Annotated in this window: 1 protein-coding gene; it reads left to right on the plus strand. The window is 66.1% G+C overall.

What is annotated here, in order from left to right; translation table 11 throughout:
- On the plus strand, positions 1-17,996 hold a 17,996-nt coding region (locus tag B3873_RS22760; RefSeq protein WP_349676454.1), incomplete at both ends, for an Ig-like domain-containing protein.

The following is a 17,996-nucleotide window of genomic DNA, read 5'->3' on the forward strand; positions in this document are numbered from 1 at the left end:
AAAGAACTGGGGCGTGCAATGGCCGGTGGCCGCCGGCGTGCTGGCCTTGCTGGCAGCGGCGGGTGGTGGTGGGGGCGGCGGTGCTGCGGCAGCCAGCAATGCGGCCACCGGTGGCGGTGCCAGCAGCGGTGCCGGTGCCGCAGGCGGGGCAGCGTCAGGGACGGGCGCGTCCAGCCAGCCGGAGATCAAGCCGACCATCTCGGGCGCGGCCATGCTGGGCCCGCTCAACAATGCCACGGCCATCGCCTATGACGACCAGGGACATGCCATCAGCGCTGCAGCTCAGGTGATCGATGGCCATTACTCGCTGGTGCTCAACAAGCCAGGCTATCGCGGTACCGTGCTGGTGGTCATCAGCGACAACACCCCCGGCGTGCCCGACAACTATGCCGACGAAGCCACCCACAAGCTGACCGACCTCGGCAACACCGTACTGCGTGCACTGGTCACCGCCACCGGTGCCAGCCAGAACGTCAACGTCACCGCGCTGACCGAACTGGCCGTCATCAAGGCAGGGATGGACGTGGGCATGCTCAATCCCTCCGAAGTACCGGACCTCAGCGCCGAGCGCATTGCCGCGATCAACAATGCCGTGGGCGGTTTCTTCAAGGTCGATGCCATCGGCGGCGAAGTGGTGCCGACCGCCAGCCAGAACGTCAATGGCCAGGTGGTGGTCAACCCCGGCTTCAATCCCGGCATCAGCAGCGAAGCCTACAACTACGGGGTGGCGCTCAAGGCCATCTCCAACCTGTCGGCGCTGGACCCCAAGGCTTATCCGGCCCAGATCGACGCGATCAGGAAGCTGGCCAACGCCCTGCAGTTCGTCGACGACAGCAATAGCGCGCTGAAGTGGGCCACCAATGTGCGCGGCCAGTCACTGGCCTCGTCCAACCTGATGCAGTCCAACCTGTTCAGCGAACCGCTGCTCAAGATCATTCACGATCCGGATAGCACCGAGGAGGCCGTGGCCGCCGCACAGACGCGTTACGACACCCTGCAGAAGCTGCCCGGCGGCTCCACCGTGGCGGCCTACCTGCAGCAGAACCACGTCGCCATCGCGGAGCCGACGCTCTTGATCAAGCAGGCCGTCATGAGCAATCCCGAGCTGTGGCAAAGCGCGCCGCTCAGCTCCACCTTGCAGCTCGACCAGGGAGATTTCCTGGAAGGGGGCCTGAGCGTGAACACGCCGCCCTTTGCGGGCGTGAGCGTGGTCCTGGATGGCAAGGACACCCTGGGCCATGACCTGCGCATCAGCCTGCCGACCGCGCGTGCCGATGCGGCCGGTCAGGCGGTGCTGGTCTCCGACGACGCTACCACCCAGCAGCTGTTGCAGCTGGATCACTCCCAGCCCATCGTGGCCGAGGTGACCGTCTCGGACGGCTACAACAACCGCACCAACTATACGGTGTGGAAGAACAATGATGTACGCGTGGACCTCACCCCACCGTCCGGCATGACCAATTTTGCCGAGCCGGCACCCGCGCTGGTCACCGACAGCAGCTACAGCGGGCGGGGCGGCGATGACCCGCTGCGCGTGCCCGCCACGCAAGGCGACCGCGACAAGGTCACCCAGGACGGCAGCTTGCGTGTGCGGCTCACCAAGGCCCTCTCCGGCGACGAACGGCTGCAGTTCGCCGTGGCCACGGCGGCCGACGTCAACGGCCAGCCCCTGTTCGGCAGCTGGAAGGAAGCCGGCAAGCTGACCCAAGGCGGCAGCAATGCACGCGGCGAGGTCGACTACATCGCCAGCGACGTGGCCAGTACCACCGGCAGCAACTGGGTCAAGGCACGCGTGGTGCAGGTCGGTGCGTCCTACACCGGCGGCTACGGCAATGCCAATACCGGTGCCGAGACGCTGCAGTTCACGCTGGATACGGTAGCACCTGCGCGTCCTGCCCTGCAGTTCGTGGCCGGCAAGGACGATGGCCTCAGCAGCAGTGATGGCGTGAGTCGCCAGCCGGGCGCGCAGCTCTCGGTGCCGGGGATGATGGAAGGCGGCACCGAGCTGCACTTCCGCCTGGCATCAGGCAACGGAACCGATGCCCGCACGCTGCAACTGCTGCCGGTCAGCGGTGCCGCCCAGGACATCAAGCCGGATACCTGGTATCGCCTCAAGGCCGGTGAGCGCCTGCAGCTCAATGGCGACACCATCACCGGTAACGGGAAGGCGCAGATCGACTTGCGCCAGATCGATGTGGCCGGCAATTTCAGCGAGAGCACGCAGCGCTTCGTGGTCGATAGCAGCGGCCTGATCGAGCACACGGTGCTGCTGGCCAGCAGTGAAAAGGCCGTCAACGATGCCCGCTCGGCGGTCGCCGTGGCGCAAGCCGTATTCGATGCTGCCGATGCCCTGAGCCGGTCGGCCAAGCAGGCCGCGCTGGCCACCGCCCAGGCCGCGCTGACGCGCGCGCAGACGGCGGAAGACAACGCCATGGCGCAGGCCCGCGCCGCATTGGTCAACGACGACGGCAGCACGCGCCTGGACAGCGTCATGGCCACGCCCGTCGACAAGAACTATGTGCCCGCCATCATCAATGCCGTAGCCGCCACCGCCGACCCTGACCAGGTCAGCGATGCGCTGTCGCTGAAGGCCGTCGTGAGCGCCGCGATCAAGGCCGCCGATGCAGCGGTGGCCAAGGCCTCGGTGTATGGCGAGGATCCCGCCAACCCGGCACCGACACTGGCCGACTTCAAGGCCATGGGGGTGGTCGGCGTGAACAATGCGCAGCAGCTGCAGAGCATCAACGATGCCCTGAAGTCCTTGCCCCAGGCGGCGTCTGATTCCATTGCGCAGATCCAGAATACGGTCAACGTTTACTACAAGGTACAAGCCCTGGCCGATGGCAAACCGGGCAACAGCGATCTGTCGTCCTATCCAGGCGCAGCTGACTATGCAGCGTTGGGCGTGGTGCCACCCCTGTCGGTGGCGGGGGCCCGCATCCTCAGCGGTGCCATCGATGGCAAGACGGCGGCCGACGTTGCCTCGGTGGCCGCCATCAGTGACCTGGCCCAGGCCGCCCAGCGCCTGGCGGCGCAGGCAGCACTGCCGGCCGGACAGACGCTGCCCGATCCGCTGAAGACGGACGATTTTGCCTGTCTGGGCGTGACCGGTACCAGCGACGACAACGTGGCCGAAGTGGCCGCCAGCCTCAACAGCGTGCCGCAGGAGCTGCGCGCCAACGGCAGCATCGTGGGCGAGATTGATACCCTGGCCGAGGTCCAGGCGCTGGTCACGGGCAAGATCGGTTCCTTGCAGACCATCCTCAACTATGCCAAGGGCGTCAATCCCATCAATCCGCTGCGTCCTACGCAGACCGAGCCGGACCTGAGCGACTACCAGAGCGTACTGCTGACCGGCAACAGCGCCACGCAGGTCACGGCAGCCAACCTGGCCAGCATCAACAGTGCCGTCAAGGCGGTCGGCGTGGAGCCCATCTCGTCCTGGAAGAAGCTGGGTGCCCTGGTGCAGTCCTATAACCTGGTCCTGGCCGCCGCCGATGGCGTACCCGGCAATGCACAGCAACTTCCCGCAGCCGACGACTATGCACGCATCGGCGTACAGGCGCTGCAGACCTTGCTCCCGGCTGCCGGTGCTGCGCGCGGCAATGCCTTGAACCTGCTCAACCAGGTACTGGATGCGACGGCCCGCCCGGGGGTGGATAGCGTCGACAAGCTGCAAGCGCTGGCCAGTGTGGCCGCCCGGGTGCTGGCTTTGGGGGCAGGGCAGAAGGTCGCGCTGAGCGCGGACGAACTGAATCAGTTGCGCCTGGCGACACCGGTGACGGCAGCACAGCTGCCGGTGGTGCTGTCGGGCATCGCCGGCACCGCCGATGACGGTGCCGGCCTGCGTTCTCCCGCCATGGTGAGCGAGGTGGCCGCCCGGGCGCTGGCGGCCTCGGCCAAGATCGTGGCGTATGCCGATGACGGCGCACAAGCTGCGCCGCTGTTGGCGGACTATCGCGCGCTGGGTATCCACGGTGTGGACGATGAATTGCACCAGAACGCCCTCAATTCCGCGTTGGCCACTCCCGCCGTGGATGGCCGGCAGGTGAGCGAGCCCGCCCGTTTGCAGGACATTGCCGACGCCTTCGGCCGCATTCTGGGCCAGACAGCGGGAACGGGCGTGCAGCATGCCGAGCCGCTCCTGAAGGACTTCGCCCTCATCGGCGCAGCTGCGCCCCATGACGAGAACATCAAGGGACTCATCAATTCGGCACTGATCGGCAAGAACCCGCGCGACCTGCTCAACGTCGCCACGGTCAGCCAGCTGGTCATCGCCGGCAATGCCATCGGTGCGCTGGCGGCCGGCGATGACAGCGGCCTGAGTAGCAGCACCGCGGCCGACAAGGCCGCCGACCTCAAGGCCAAGCTGGGCATGCTGGGCGTGGTCAATCTCAACGATGCCCTGCAAGCCTCGGTCACCCAAGCCATCGTTGCTTCTGCCGATGATGGCAGCGGCATCAATACCCTGGCCAAGTTGCAGTCGCTGGTGGACGCCGCGCTGCAGGCGCAAGTGAAGATCAATGCCTATGCCGACGATGCCACTCACGCAGCGCCTGTGGTGGCCGACTATGCCGCCATCGGCGTGAGCGGTGTCACTGGCGACAAGCTGGAGGCGATCAATTCGGCCCTGGCCAGCACGCCGGTGACATCGGCGCAGACCGCCACGCCGGCCTTGGTGCAGGGCATCGTGGATGCCTACGCCCGTATCCTGGCGGCGGCGGATGGCCGTGCCGGCAATGCCACTGCGCTGCCGCAACCGCAGGACTACCAGCGGGTCGGCCTGCCCGCCGATCTGGTGGCCGCGCTGCAACCGGATGCGCAGGGCAAGGCCTCACCCTTGCTGGACATGCTCAATACCTTGATCGACGTCGCCAGGCCGGCCAGCGTCAATACGCTGCCCGCGCTATCCCAGGTGGCGGCCACGGCACATCACCTGATCGCTCAGGCCAAGGGTGGCATCGGCGATGCACTGGTGACCCAGGCTGAACTGTCCGGTGCCGGCATCACCGGGCTGGATGCGCATACCTTCCCGGCGGTGCTCTCCGCCATCGCCGCCAGCCCGGATGACGGCAGCGCCCTGACGGGTCTGCTCCCGGCCGGCGGCCTCAAGTTGCAAGCCCTGGCCGACAATGCGGGCAAAGCGCAGTTGAAGATCGAGGCCTATGCCGACGGCGTGGCCAAGGCAGCGGCACCGACGCCGGCCGACTTGCGCAGCATCGGCCTGGACTTGTCGGTCCACATGCCGCATGCGAGCCCGGAACTGGCCTTGAAGGCCCTCAATTCCGTGCTGCAAACCGTCACCATTGGTGCCGCGCAAGTGAATCCTCCGGCCAAATTGGCGGCGATCGCCGAGGCCTATGACCTCGTCATGGCCGCTGCTGACGGCGCAGCGCCTGCCGATGGGACGACCAGCCCCGCTGCCCAGGCCATCACGGCCGATGTGCTGGTCAAACTCGGTGTGACCGGCCTGTCCTCCGCTGATCCGGCGGTACAGGCGCTGCTGGTGTCGAACATGCAGAGCGTGATCGATGCTTTCACGCCTGCAGCGGCAGCCGAGGTCAGCAACCTGCAGGCCAGCGTCGATGTGCTGGTCAAGATCAGCCACCTGGCTGACGGCGTGGTCGGCAACGCTACGGCTGCGGATCAGTTCAGCGATGCGCTGGCGGCCTTGCAGGCGGCCGGCGTCAACCTCGCCGATGCCACTGTGGCCAAGGCCGTGGCCAATGCCCTCGATGGGGCCGACTATGCCAAGCTGGCCAGTCCGGCCAAGCTGCAGGCCATGGTCGATGCCTATGCCCGCATCCTGGCCGAAGCCAACGAAGCCGAACCGGCGGACGGAAGCGTGGCGGGCGACTTGGACAAGGTGCCCGATGCCACCCCCGGCAGCGATCCGTCGCTTGCCGAGTTCAGCACCATCGGCGCGCATCTGCCGGGCCTGACGGTGAGCCCGGGCAGTGCCGCCGAACAGGACGCGCGGCTCAAGCTCACCGATGACGTTCTCAAGCGCAAGGCGCGTTCCCAGGTCGATACCGTGGCCGAGATCGAACAGATCGGCCAGGCCGTCGACCAGCTGCTGCAGCTGGCCGCACAGCCGGCGACCAGTGTGGTGCCGGTTCCGGGTGACGATGACCGCGCCCGCTGGCAGGCCAACTTCCGCGCCCTGGGTGTGAGCGGCGTCGATACCGGCAGCGATGGCAACCTGGAACTGGTCCTGGCACGCGTGCATGCCGCCGGCATTGCCAGCTTCTCGACCGTGGCGCCGCTGCAGAACCTGATCAACGGCGTCAATGAAGCGCTGCTGGTGATCATGAACTATGCCGAGGACAGCGACCGCAACCCGGCGCCGACCGTGGCCAATTATCACGATGTGGGCGTGGACCGCGGCGTGGGGGCCGCCACGGTGGACAGCAGCAACCTGGCCAGCATCAATGCTGCCGTCGCCAAGCTGGAGCGGGGCGACGTTGATAGCCGTGCCAAGCTCAAGGTGATCGTCTCGGCCTACAACGCGATCCTGGCAGCTGCCGATGGCAAGAGCGGCGATGCCCCCGGTGCGGCCCTGCAGCCCGAGCAATACTTGGCCATCGGCGTACCGCTGAGCAATACGCTCATCGGCATGGGCAAGCTGGCCGGCCCCCTCGGCGGCACCAGGTCGCTGGAGAAGGTCGATGCCGACAAACTGGCCTTGTTCAACAGCGCGGTAGCGGCGCAGCGCCGCGAGGGCGTGGATATCCCCGACAAACTGGCTGCACTGGCAGCCACGGCGTCCGACCTCATTCGCACTGCCAGAGAGAGCAAGGATGATCCCGTGGTCGGCAATTCCAGCACCAGCCTGAGCCTGAAAAGTTTGCAGGCGCTCGGTCTGGGTGCCATTACCAGTGAAGCCGTGCAGGTAGCCTTCCTCGATGCAGTCCGGGTCAAGGGCAACAACATCGACCCGGCCACCAATCTGCCCAGCTCGGCAGACAATGCCGCCACCCACGATGTGAGCGGTGTGCGCAGCATCGAGCAACTCACGGCCATCGCCAACAGCTATGCCAAGGTACTGGCTTACGTCAACGGTGCCAGTGGAGCGACAGAGGCACCGCAGCTGAGCGACTACCAGACCATCGGCGTGGCCATGCCGCACGCCATCGCGTCCACTGCAGCGAGCGGGCTGGCCCTCCTCAACAGCGCCGTACATGCACAAAGCGGTGCCAGCAAGATCGATAGCGTAGCCGAGCTCAACCGGCTGGCGCAGAGCGTGGACCAGCTCATGCAGGTCGCCGCGGTCGCGCCGTTGCCGGATCGCTACCCGGTGCAATATCCCCCGGTCAGCAGCGCGCTCAAGCCGGCCGATCTCAGTGCGCTGGGCTTGACCGGGGTCGACGGCAACAGCCTGGCGGCCCTGCTCAACAAGCTGCAGACCACTGCTGACGACGGCAGTGGCGCGCTCACCGTCGCCGCGCTGCAGGGCATGATGGATGCAGCCACCGTCGCCGGGCGCAAGATCGTCCAGTTCGCCCGCGATGACGGCGGCGATGCGCCTGCCGTCGCCGATTTCGATGCGCTGGGCCTGCAACTGCCGGTCGATGGCAGCCGCAGCAGCACGCCTTACCTGAATGCCATCAACGACGCCCTGAAGTCGGCCAGCATCTCGGCCGCCCAGGTGCAGACACCGGATCAGTTGCAAGGCCTGATCATCGCCGCCCAGCACGTGGTGGATGCCGCCAATGGCATCGCCGGCGATGCCTCGCCCAAGCCCGGCGCCGCCGATTTCATGGCCCTGGGCCTGGCCAAGAGCAAACTCGACGCCGCCGGAGCGACCGGCGTGGCGATGCTGGCCGACACGGTGGACGCCAATACGCTGAGCGCGCTCAGCACCGATGATTCCGGCCGTCCGATTGCCTTGCCGGACAAGCTGGCGCAACTGCTGGATTTGATTCAGTCACTGATGGTCACTGCGGCCGGCGGCGTAGCCAATCCGCCGCTGGACCCGGTTCAGTTGGGCAAGCTGGGCGTGAGCCTGGCCAGCGTGGCGCACCATCCCGATGGCAGCCCGCAGAACTGGCCGGCGATCCTGGCGGCCATCGCGGGCAGCAAGAAGGATGGCTCCGAGGTCAACACCCTGGCCAAGCTGCAAGCGCTGGTCAATCGTGCCGACGCGGCGCAGACCAAGATCCGGCTCTATGCCGACGACGCCGTCTCGGCCACCGATGCGGCCACGACGCCCTCGGTGGATGATTACCGCAGCATCGGCCTGGTCAACCCGGTGGCCGATGCCAGCGGCGTGCGCCCGCCGCTGGTCACGGCCGATAACGTGGCGGCCGTCAATGCCGCCCTGCGCACCAGCACGATCAACGCTGCCCAGGCCGACACGCCGCCGCATGCGAAGCAAGTGGTCGACGCCTACCTGGCCATTCTCTCGCGCGCCAATGGTGTGGCGCCCGATACCGGCCCGGCCATCACCTCGGCGCAATTCAAGGCCATCGGCGCGGCCGTGGAGGGCGTGACTGCCCCCACCGGCAAGACCACCGACGCCGCCGCACAGGGCTTGCTGGACGGCGTCATCGGCGGCAAGCTGCCGGATGCCGTCAACACCCCGGCCAAGATCAATGCGCTGGGTGTGCTGGTCAACAAGATCCTGATGCAGGCCCAGGCCAGTGATGACACGCCACGCCTGACAGTGGTCGAACTGGGCCAGTTGGGATTGACCAGCGCCGATGGCAGTGCGCTGGCAGCCCAAAAACCTGCCGCCATCGCGGCGGCGCTCTATGCCATCCGCGCCGGTGCCGACAATGGCAGCGACGTCAATACCTTCGCCAAGCTGCAGACCGTGGTCTCCACCGCGCTGACGGCCTACCAGAAGATCCAGACCTATGCGGAACTGCAGGCGGTACCAGGCGGATTCCCGGAAGACAGCGGCCGTCCCACCGCCGACGACTTCAAGGCCATGGGCCTGAACGTGCCGGCCAGTGTCGAGGCCGACAAGGCCATCGGTGCCTCCGCTACCTTGCTCACGGCTGCCTTTGGCGCCGCCCAGATCGATACGCCCGCCAAGCTGCAAGCCATCCTCGACAACTGGGACCAGCTCTTTGCCCTGGTCAACGGCCGGGCCGATACACCGGCGCTGTCCGATACCACGCGAGCTGCGTTCAGTACCTTGCTCAGCGGGGTAGGGGTGACGGTCGATGCCGCCACTCTTCCGGCAGCGTTGGACCTGTTGCAGACTGCGCTGGACCAGCAGGCCAGCAAGTCCGTGATGGACACCCCCGCCAAGCTGGAAGGCCTGCTGGCCACGGCACAAGGTCTGCTGACGCTGGCCGGCAAGGCACAGGTGTTCGCCGGCGATCGTCTGCCCACCAGCATGGCCGCTACCGATCTGGCCGCGCTGGGCGTGATGCCTGCCACGGCCTCCAATGCGGCCGCTGCTGCCGTGCTGAGCGCAGTCTCGGCGCAGGCCGCCAGTGCCGTCGACAGCCTGGCCGAAGTGCAGGCGCTGGCGAGTCAGGCCATCAAGGCCCAGGCCAAGATCAGTGCCTATGCCGATGACGCCAGCAAGCCCGTCCCCGGCGCTGCAGATTACCTGGCCATCGGCCTGGTCAAGGCCGATGGATCGGCGCTGGTCGGCAGCGACAATCTGGGCGCAGTCAACACGACGCTGGCCAGCAAAGCCATCACCGCCGCACTGGCTGGTGACCCCGCCAAGCTCAAGGCCATCGTGGATGCTTACGCTCATATCGTCGCCGGCAGCGTGGCCGGTGGCGTTGCGCCGTCGCTGGATGACTATGCGGCCATCGGGCTTTCTGGTCTGAATGTTCAGAACAAGGGATTGCTGGATGGCGCACTGTCGCGGCTGGGCGCCGACAAGGTGAAGGATCAGTCACAACTGCAAAAAGCCGCCGATGCCGTTGCCAAGATCACTGCCGTGGCCGATGCCAGTGCCAATACCGAGGCCAGCCAGTTGCCGGTTGCCGCCGACTATGCGGCCCTCGGCCTGGACCTCGGGCATTCCGCTGCTGCGGCCGACCCGGATGGCTCGGGTGCAGCACTGCTGGGCAGTGCCATCGATGGCATGGCGCTGTCCCGCGTCGATACGCTGGACAAGCTGCAGGCATTGCTGGACGTAGTCAACAAGCTCATGGACAGCGCCGCGCGCCTGCCAGGCGCAGCTGCGCCTGGCGCGGCCGATCTGCAGTTGCTGGGGGTGGATATCAGCAGCAGGAATCCCGCGCAGCAGGGCGCCATCCTGGCGGCCATCGGCACCAGCGGGACCGACGGCAGCCAGATCAAGTCGCTGGCCGCAATCTCGGCGCTGACGCAAAAGGCGGTCGATGCCCTGGCCAAGATCAGTGCCTACGCCCAGGACAACACTGGCGCCACGCTGGGTGTACCCACCGCCGACGATTACACGGCCATGGGCGTCTACGGCGTGACCGGCAGCAGCGTGTCTGCCATCAATGCGGCCTTGGCGACGACGGTCGTGGACGGCGTTCGCGCCAGCACCCAGCCGCTGGTGCAGGCCATTGCCAGCGCCTACCTGAAGATCCTGGCCGCCGCCGACGGCACGCGTGCCACGCCCGATCCGATCGGCTCGGCGGCAGTGCCTACCGAGGCCGAACTGGAAAGCATCGGCGTCGGCGTGAGCGCGGCCACCAACGGCCACACTATCAGCCTGCTGGCCACCGCGCTGGATGCCTTGAACCGCGACCAGGTCGCCACGCCCGCACGCATCGATGTGGTCAGTGCATCGGCCGGCAAGATGATCGCTGCCGCCGGCAACGCGACTGCTGCGGCCCGATTGAGCCTCGATGATTTCAGCAACCTGGGCGTGCAGGGGCTCGATGCGGCCTTCCTGCCCAACGTGCAGGCGCTGGTGGCCGGTAGTGACGTCAACCGGATCGACAGCAGCACCCGCCTGCAGGGCCTGGTGGATGGCTTGCTGAAGGACTTGAAGATCATCCGCAACTATGCCGACGGCTTGAACAATACCGACGCGGCGCTGGGCGCGGTGGACCGCGTGCTGTCTCCCACGGTGGACAACTATGCACGTGCCGGCGTGAGTGGCGTCAGTGCCGATACACTTGCCTGCATCAATGCCTCCGTCAAGATACTGGCCAACTCCAGCCTGGTGGACAGCAAGAGCAAGCTGCAAGCCATCGTCGACGCTTACCAGCATGTGCTGCAGGCCGCCGATGGCGTGGCCGGCAATCTGGCTACGCCCATCACCCGCGAAGAACTGCTGCGCATCGGCGTGCCGGCCAACCGTCTGCCGGACCCGGCAGCACCTGGTTTGTCGCCCTCCGATGCCGCGCGGGCGCAGGCTACCCTCAATGTGCTCACCAGCGCGCTCGATGCGCAGCCGGCTGACAAGAGCACCGTCTCTACGCCTGCCAAGATTGGTGACCTGGCAGCGCTTGCCGGCCGGGTGGTGGCGTATGCCGCCGGTAGTGCAGGGGCGGCCGCACCCACCTCGGGCGATTTGCAGACGCTGGGCGTGAAGAACCTGATGGCCCAGATCGACGGCACTACGCCCTCCACCCTGGGACTGGTCAACTCCGGCCTCAAGGCCGTCACGCCCGATGCTCTGCCCGGTCTCAACCTGGCGCAGATCCAGACCATGGCCACGGCGGCTGCCAAGTTGCGCAATCTGGCGTCGGCCAGCAGCATCCTGACCGACGCCAACCGGCCGGCGGCCGATGCGGTCAATGCCGATGGCACCCCGAAGGCGGGTGCGCCGCTGACCGTGGACGAATTCCGTGCCCTGGGCATGGCCGTGGACAATGGGCCGTCCAACGTCAAGTTGCTCAACGAAGTGTTCAATGCTCGGCCCAATTTCGCCTCGGTGTCCGAGCTGGGCAAGATCAATGCACTGAACCTGGTGGACATCGTCAATCGCGTGATGCGGCAGGCCGATGCCGATGTGAAGCCGGAGAACGCACCCGCCGCTATCACGGTGGCCGAACTGACCACTCTCGGATTGAGCAGTACCGGTGCCAACGCCGACGTCAATGCTGCCTCGCTGTCGGCCTTCATGGCCGCCCTGAAGGCCCGTGCGCCGACCGATGTCGATACCCTGGCTGAATTGAAGTCCATCGGTTCGGCCGCCCGTGCGGCCCAGGCCAAGATCATGGCCTATGCCGAGCGCCAGAGTTCGGGTGCCGTGGCCCAGGCCGGTTCGGACAGCATCACCCCTGTGGCGCAAGACTTTGCTGACATGGGCGTGGTGGGCGTGGGCAAGTACGCCAGCGCCACACCGGACCGTCCGGATGCCATGCCCGAGGGCCTGTTTGCCGTCCTCTCGGCGCTGGCCACCAGTGCCGTCAACGGCACGCGCGCGGCGACGGCCGAACTGGTGCAGGGTATCGTGGACAGCGCCAGCAAGTTGCTGGGCCTGGCCGATGGCGTGGCCAATGTGCCGGCAGCCGCGCCCACCCTGGAGGATTACCGCCTGCTGGGTGCCGACCTGTCCGGCGTGGGTCGGGCCAGCGCCAAGAGCGATTATTTGTCGCTGCTCAACTCGGTGGTCGATGGGCGCAAGGCCGAGGAGGTCGATACCCCCGCCGAAGTACTGGCCTTGGCCGATACCGTCGCATTGGTGCTGGATAGCCCTGCCGCCGTGGGAGGCAGCGCTCCGGCGCGCACCGACCTTGAACGACTGGGCGTGACCGGACTCAGCGACAAGGACATGCCTGCCGTACTGGCCAAGCTGCAGCAGCTGCCGGCCGACAAGCTGGCGAGCATCAATACCTTGCCGGGACTGCAAAGCCTGGTCGACAAGGCCGTGACGGCACAGGACAAGATCCGTGACTATGCCAGCGACAACACCCGCCCCATGCCCATGGCGCAGGACTACGCCGACATGGGCGTGCTGCTGCCAACCGCGCCCAAGGCTGTGGCTGACAGCATCCTCGCCGCGACCAACAAGGCGCTGGCTTCCGGCCCGGTCGGAGCCGACCAGGCGGGCAGGCCCGATCTGGTGCAGGGTATCGTCAACAGCTACGCCAAGCTGCTGGCCCTGGCCGATGGCAGCCTCGGCACCGCTGCGGCCGATCTGCCGGTCGCCCAGGACTATGTCCGCGTGGGTCTGGACAATACCCTCACCGACAAGCTGGCGAACCCGTCCAACCTGCTGTTGCTGAACCAGCTGGTCGATGGTGCGGCCAATCCGTCTGCTGTGGACAGCCCCGCCAGCCTGAGTGCCTTGGCAAGCGTGGCCAACAAGGTGCTGGCGATCGCCGCGCAGCAGACCGGTGATGTGGTCTCTCCGGCCGATGCCCTCAGTGCGGCCGACTTCAAGGTGCTCGGCATCAATGGACTGACGCCCGTGGAAAGCAATGCGGTGGTGGCCGCCTTGCAGTCGCGCACGCAGCCGGATGTCGATACGGTGGCCGAGCTGCAGAGCGTGGCCCATGCTGCCCGCGCGGCCATCAACCGCATCGTGGCCTATGCCGACAGCAACGCCGGCGATGCCCCCACCGTGGCGGATTTCCAGACCCTGGGCGTGACCGGCGTCATCGAGGTCGGTGCCAATGCCAACAAGGAAGACATCGTCGCCGCCTTGGCGACGTCCGCTGTGGATGGGCCGCGCGTCAGTTCGGTGGCGGGCATTCAGGCGCTGGTCGACAGTTACGCGCGCCTGCTGGCACAGGCCGATGGCGTGCCCAGCAATACGGGGGACGGCAAGCTGGCGCAGCAGGGCGATTTTGAGCGTATCGGGGTGGATCTCTCGGGCATCCTCGCGCTCGACAGCGGCGCGGTTGGCGCGAGTGCCAATATCGTCCAGCTGCTCAGCTCCATCGTCGACAGCCGCACCGCCACCGAAGTCAGTACGCCCGCCAAGATCAGCGCACTGGCCGATCTGGCCATCAAGGCGGGCCTTGCCGTGCAGGGTGACAATAGCCGGCCGATGACGGCGGAGGACTTCGCGGCACTCAAGATTTCCGGTGTCAATGCCGGCAATCTGGCCAAGGTACAGGCACAGCTGGCACGGCAGGCCGACGATGGCAGCAGCGTCAACACCTGGGCCAAGCTGGCCGACGCCGTCTTTACGGTGACCAACGTGCCGGCCATCAATACGGTCGCCGGTGACGACATCATCAATCTGGCCGAGCGCACTGCAGGCGTCACCCTGACCGGTACCGCCGGCAAGGATGACACGGTGACGCTGTTCTATCCCGATGGTAGCGTCATCAAGAGCGGAATCACCACGCACGACTCGGGCACCGGCACCAGCGTGTGGAACTGGAGCTTCACGCTCACGGCGGGCGACTGGCAGGCACTGGGAGCGGATGGTGCCAATGGTGTGGAAAAGATCATCGGCATCCAGTCGCACAACACCGTCAAGGGACTGGACTCCATCCGGGTAACGCATAGCATCACGATCGATACCACGCCGCCCGTGTTCACTGCGCCGTTGGCACTGGCCAGCGATACCGGTATCCCGGGTGACGGCATCACCAGCGTCGGCAAGGTACTGGTCTCCGGATTGGAAGCCGCTGCCCGCTGGGCCTACAAGATCGATGGCAGTGACTATCAGCCGGGTAGCGGGGGCAGCTTCACCATTGCAGGCGATGGTGCGCACACCGTCAAGGTGCGCCAGACCGACCGCGCCGGCAATGACAGTGCAGAGCAGGTGCTGACGATGACCCTGGATACGGCAGCGCCCGCCAAGCTGAGCGCCACTCTGGCACACGATACCGGCAGCAGCGGCCTCGACCGGCTGACCAACGATGGCACGCTCAACGTCAGCGGAGTCGAGAGCGGTGCCAGCTGGCAATACAGTCTGGACAGTGGCGTGACCTGGAGCAATGGCAGCGGCGGCAGCGTCAAGATCAAGGGGGCAGCGGACGGCGCCGGCAATGCCGACGGGGCCAAGAAGGTGGTCGTACGCCAGACCGATGTTGCCGGCAATGTCGGTGCCGTCAGCGATGCGGTCAGCTTTACGCTCGATACTACGCTGCCGGCCAAGCCCGCCCTGGCGCTGGCCAAGGACAGTGGCAATACCAGTGACCGGATCACCAATGAAGGTACGGTCAACATCAGCAAGCTGGAGGCTGGTGCCAGCTGGCAGTACAGCCTGGACAACGGTGCGACCTGGCAGGACGGCATTGCCGCCAGTTTCCGCTTTGCCGGCACCGCCGATGGCAGTGGCGGCAGTGATGGTGCCAAGAACATGCTGGTACGTCAGACCGATGCCGCCGGCAACGTCAGTCCCAACAGCGACAAGTTCAGCTTCACCTTGGACACGACCGCGCCCGCAGCGCCCTCGCTGGCCCTGTCGGTCGACAGCGGCAATCCGACCGACAAGATCACCAACAACGCCACCTTCAAGGTCAGTGGAATTGAAAGCGGGGCGAGCTGGCAATACAGCCTGGACAGCGGCACCACCTGGAGCAATGGTTCAGGCACCAGCGTCAAGCTGTCCGGACTGCCGGACGGCAACAAGACCATGATCGTGCGTCAGATTGACGTGGCCGGCAACGTCGGCAGCAGCAGCGATGCCGTCAGCATCACGCTCGATACGGCGGCTCCGGCCAAGCCGGTGCTCGCTTTGGCACGCGACAGTGGCAGTTCAGCCACCGATCGCATGACCAATGACGGTACTGTCAACATCGCTGGACTGGAGGCCGGGGCCACCTGGCAATACAGCCTCGATGCCGGGAGCAGCTGGAGCAATGGCAGCGGCACCAGTGTGCGTGTGACCGGCGCGGCCGATGGCAATGGCAACGTCGATGGCCTCAAATCGGTGCTGGTACGCCAGACCGATATCGCAGGCAATACCGGTCCGGTGAGCGACAGCTTCGGCTTCACGCTGGACAGCACCGTCCCCGTCAAGCTGGCGCTGTCGCTGGCCCGGGATACCGGCGTCATCAACGACATGATCACCAGCGATGGCACAGTCAACATCACCGGACTGGAGACGGGGGCGACCTGGCAGTACAGCGTGGACAACGGCATCAACTGGTCGCGCGGCAGCGGTACCAGCTTCCTGCTGGGCGGTGACGGCAACAAGAACGTGGTGGCCCGGCAGATCGACGTGGCCGGCAATGTGGGGCCGGTCAGCGATGTCTTCAGCTTCACGCTCGATGGCGGCGCGCCGCAGCAGCCCGCCATTGCCCTGGCCACTGACAGTGGCAGCTCTGCCACCGACAAGCTGACCAATGACGGCACCGTCAAGGTCAGCAAGCTGGTGGCCGGGGCCAACTGGCAATACAGCCTCGATGGCGGCAGTACCTGGAGCAATGGCACCGGCAGCAGTTTCAAACTCAAGGGCGCGATCGATGGCGGCACCAACGCCGATGGCCTGCGCAACGTCGTGGTTCGCCAGACCAATGCCGCTGGCAATACCAGTCCCAACAGCGATCCTCTGAGCTTCACCCTGGATACCACCGCGCCGGTCAAGCCGGGCTTGTCCCTGCTGGCCGACAACGGCAGTTCTTCCAGCGACGGGATTACCAATGACGGTACCGTCAAGGTGGATGGCCTGGAAGCCGGTGCGGCATGGGAATACAGCACCGACAGCGGGTCCAGCTGGGTCGCCGGTAGCGGCAGCAGCCTCAAGCTGACCGGCGACGGCAACAAGACTGTTCAGGTGCGGCAGACCGATGCGGCCGGCAACAAGGGCGCTGCCAGCGACAGCTTCAGCTTCACGCTCGATGCAAGCGCACCCGCCAAGCCGGTGGTTGCCCTGGCGACCGATAGCGGCACCTCGCCTACCGATCGCATCACACAGGATGGCACCGTCAACGTGACTGGGCTGGAAGGCGCTGCACGCTGGCAGTACAGCACCGATAACGGCACCACCTGGACCGATGGCAGTGGAGACAGCATCAAGTTCAAGGGTGCAGCCGATGGCACCGGCAACACGGATGGTGCCAAGAAGGTGCAGGTGCGCCAGATTGATGTGGCTGGCAATACCGGCGCTTCCAGTGCGGCGCTCAGCTTCACCCTCGATACCACGCTGCCAGCCAAGGTCAATGCGACCCTGGCCAAGGACAACGGGGCATCCGCCAGCGACAAGATCACCAATGACGGTACGGTCAATGTGAGCGGACTGGAAGCCGGGGCGGTCTGGGAATACAGCACCGACAACGGTACGACCTGGACCAATGGCAGCGGCAACAGCATCAAGCTCAAGGGTGCTGTCGATGGCACCGGCAACAGTGACGGCCTCAAGTCCATCCTGCTGCGCCAGCTGGATGTGGCGGGCAATGCCGGGCCTGCCAGCGATGCCCTGTCGTTCACGCTCGACACCACGCTGCCTGCCAAGCTGGGACTGGTATTGGCCACCGATAGCGGCGTGGCCGGCGACAAGATCACCCGCGATGGCACGCTCGATATCAGTGGTCTGGAGAGCGGCGCGACCTGGCAATACAGCACCGATGACGGCTCCAACTGGACCCGTGGCACCGGCAGCAGCGTCAAGCTGAGCGGCGACGGCATCAAGAAGGTCGTGGTACGCCAGACCGATGTGGCCGGCAACAACAGCGTCAAGAGTGATGCCGTTGAGTTCACGCTCGATACCAAGGCGGATGCGCCGACCATCCTGCTCAATGCTTCGGCCGGCAAGACTGCTGGCGGCGCCAGCATGACCACCTCCGGCAGCTTCTCACTGAGTGGTGTGGCAGAGAAGGGCGCGCAGGTCGTCGTCAAGCGCGACGACGGGGCGACGATGGGCACGGTGACGGCGTCCTCCACCGACGGCGCGTGGTCGCTGAACTTGGCGGGCAGCCTGACCATCAGCGGACTGAAGAAATCCGACGGCAGCAACAGCAGTGCCAACGGGAGCTACAGCCTGCTGTCGGCAGCTGAGCAGTCGGCGCTGCTCAACGCCTTCAGCGGCGAGTTCGTGGAAAGCGGCAATGGTTTGCTGGATTTGTCCAAGCCGGTCTATCGTCTGGGCAGCGACGCCGCGGCCTGGTATGTGTGGGCTGCGCAGGAGGGCGGCTACGTCATCTCGCAGCGCTCCGGAAATGACGAGTGGTACCGTGAAAGTACGGCGGGGGGGGGGGCGG

Origin of the sequence: Herbaspirillum sp. UBA812 (assembly GCF_002296545.1) — a bacterium.
Lineage (GTDB): Bacteria > Pseudomonadota > Gammaproteobacteria > Burkholderiales > Burkholderiaceae_D > Herbaspirillum > Herbaspirillum huttiense.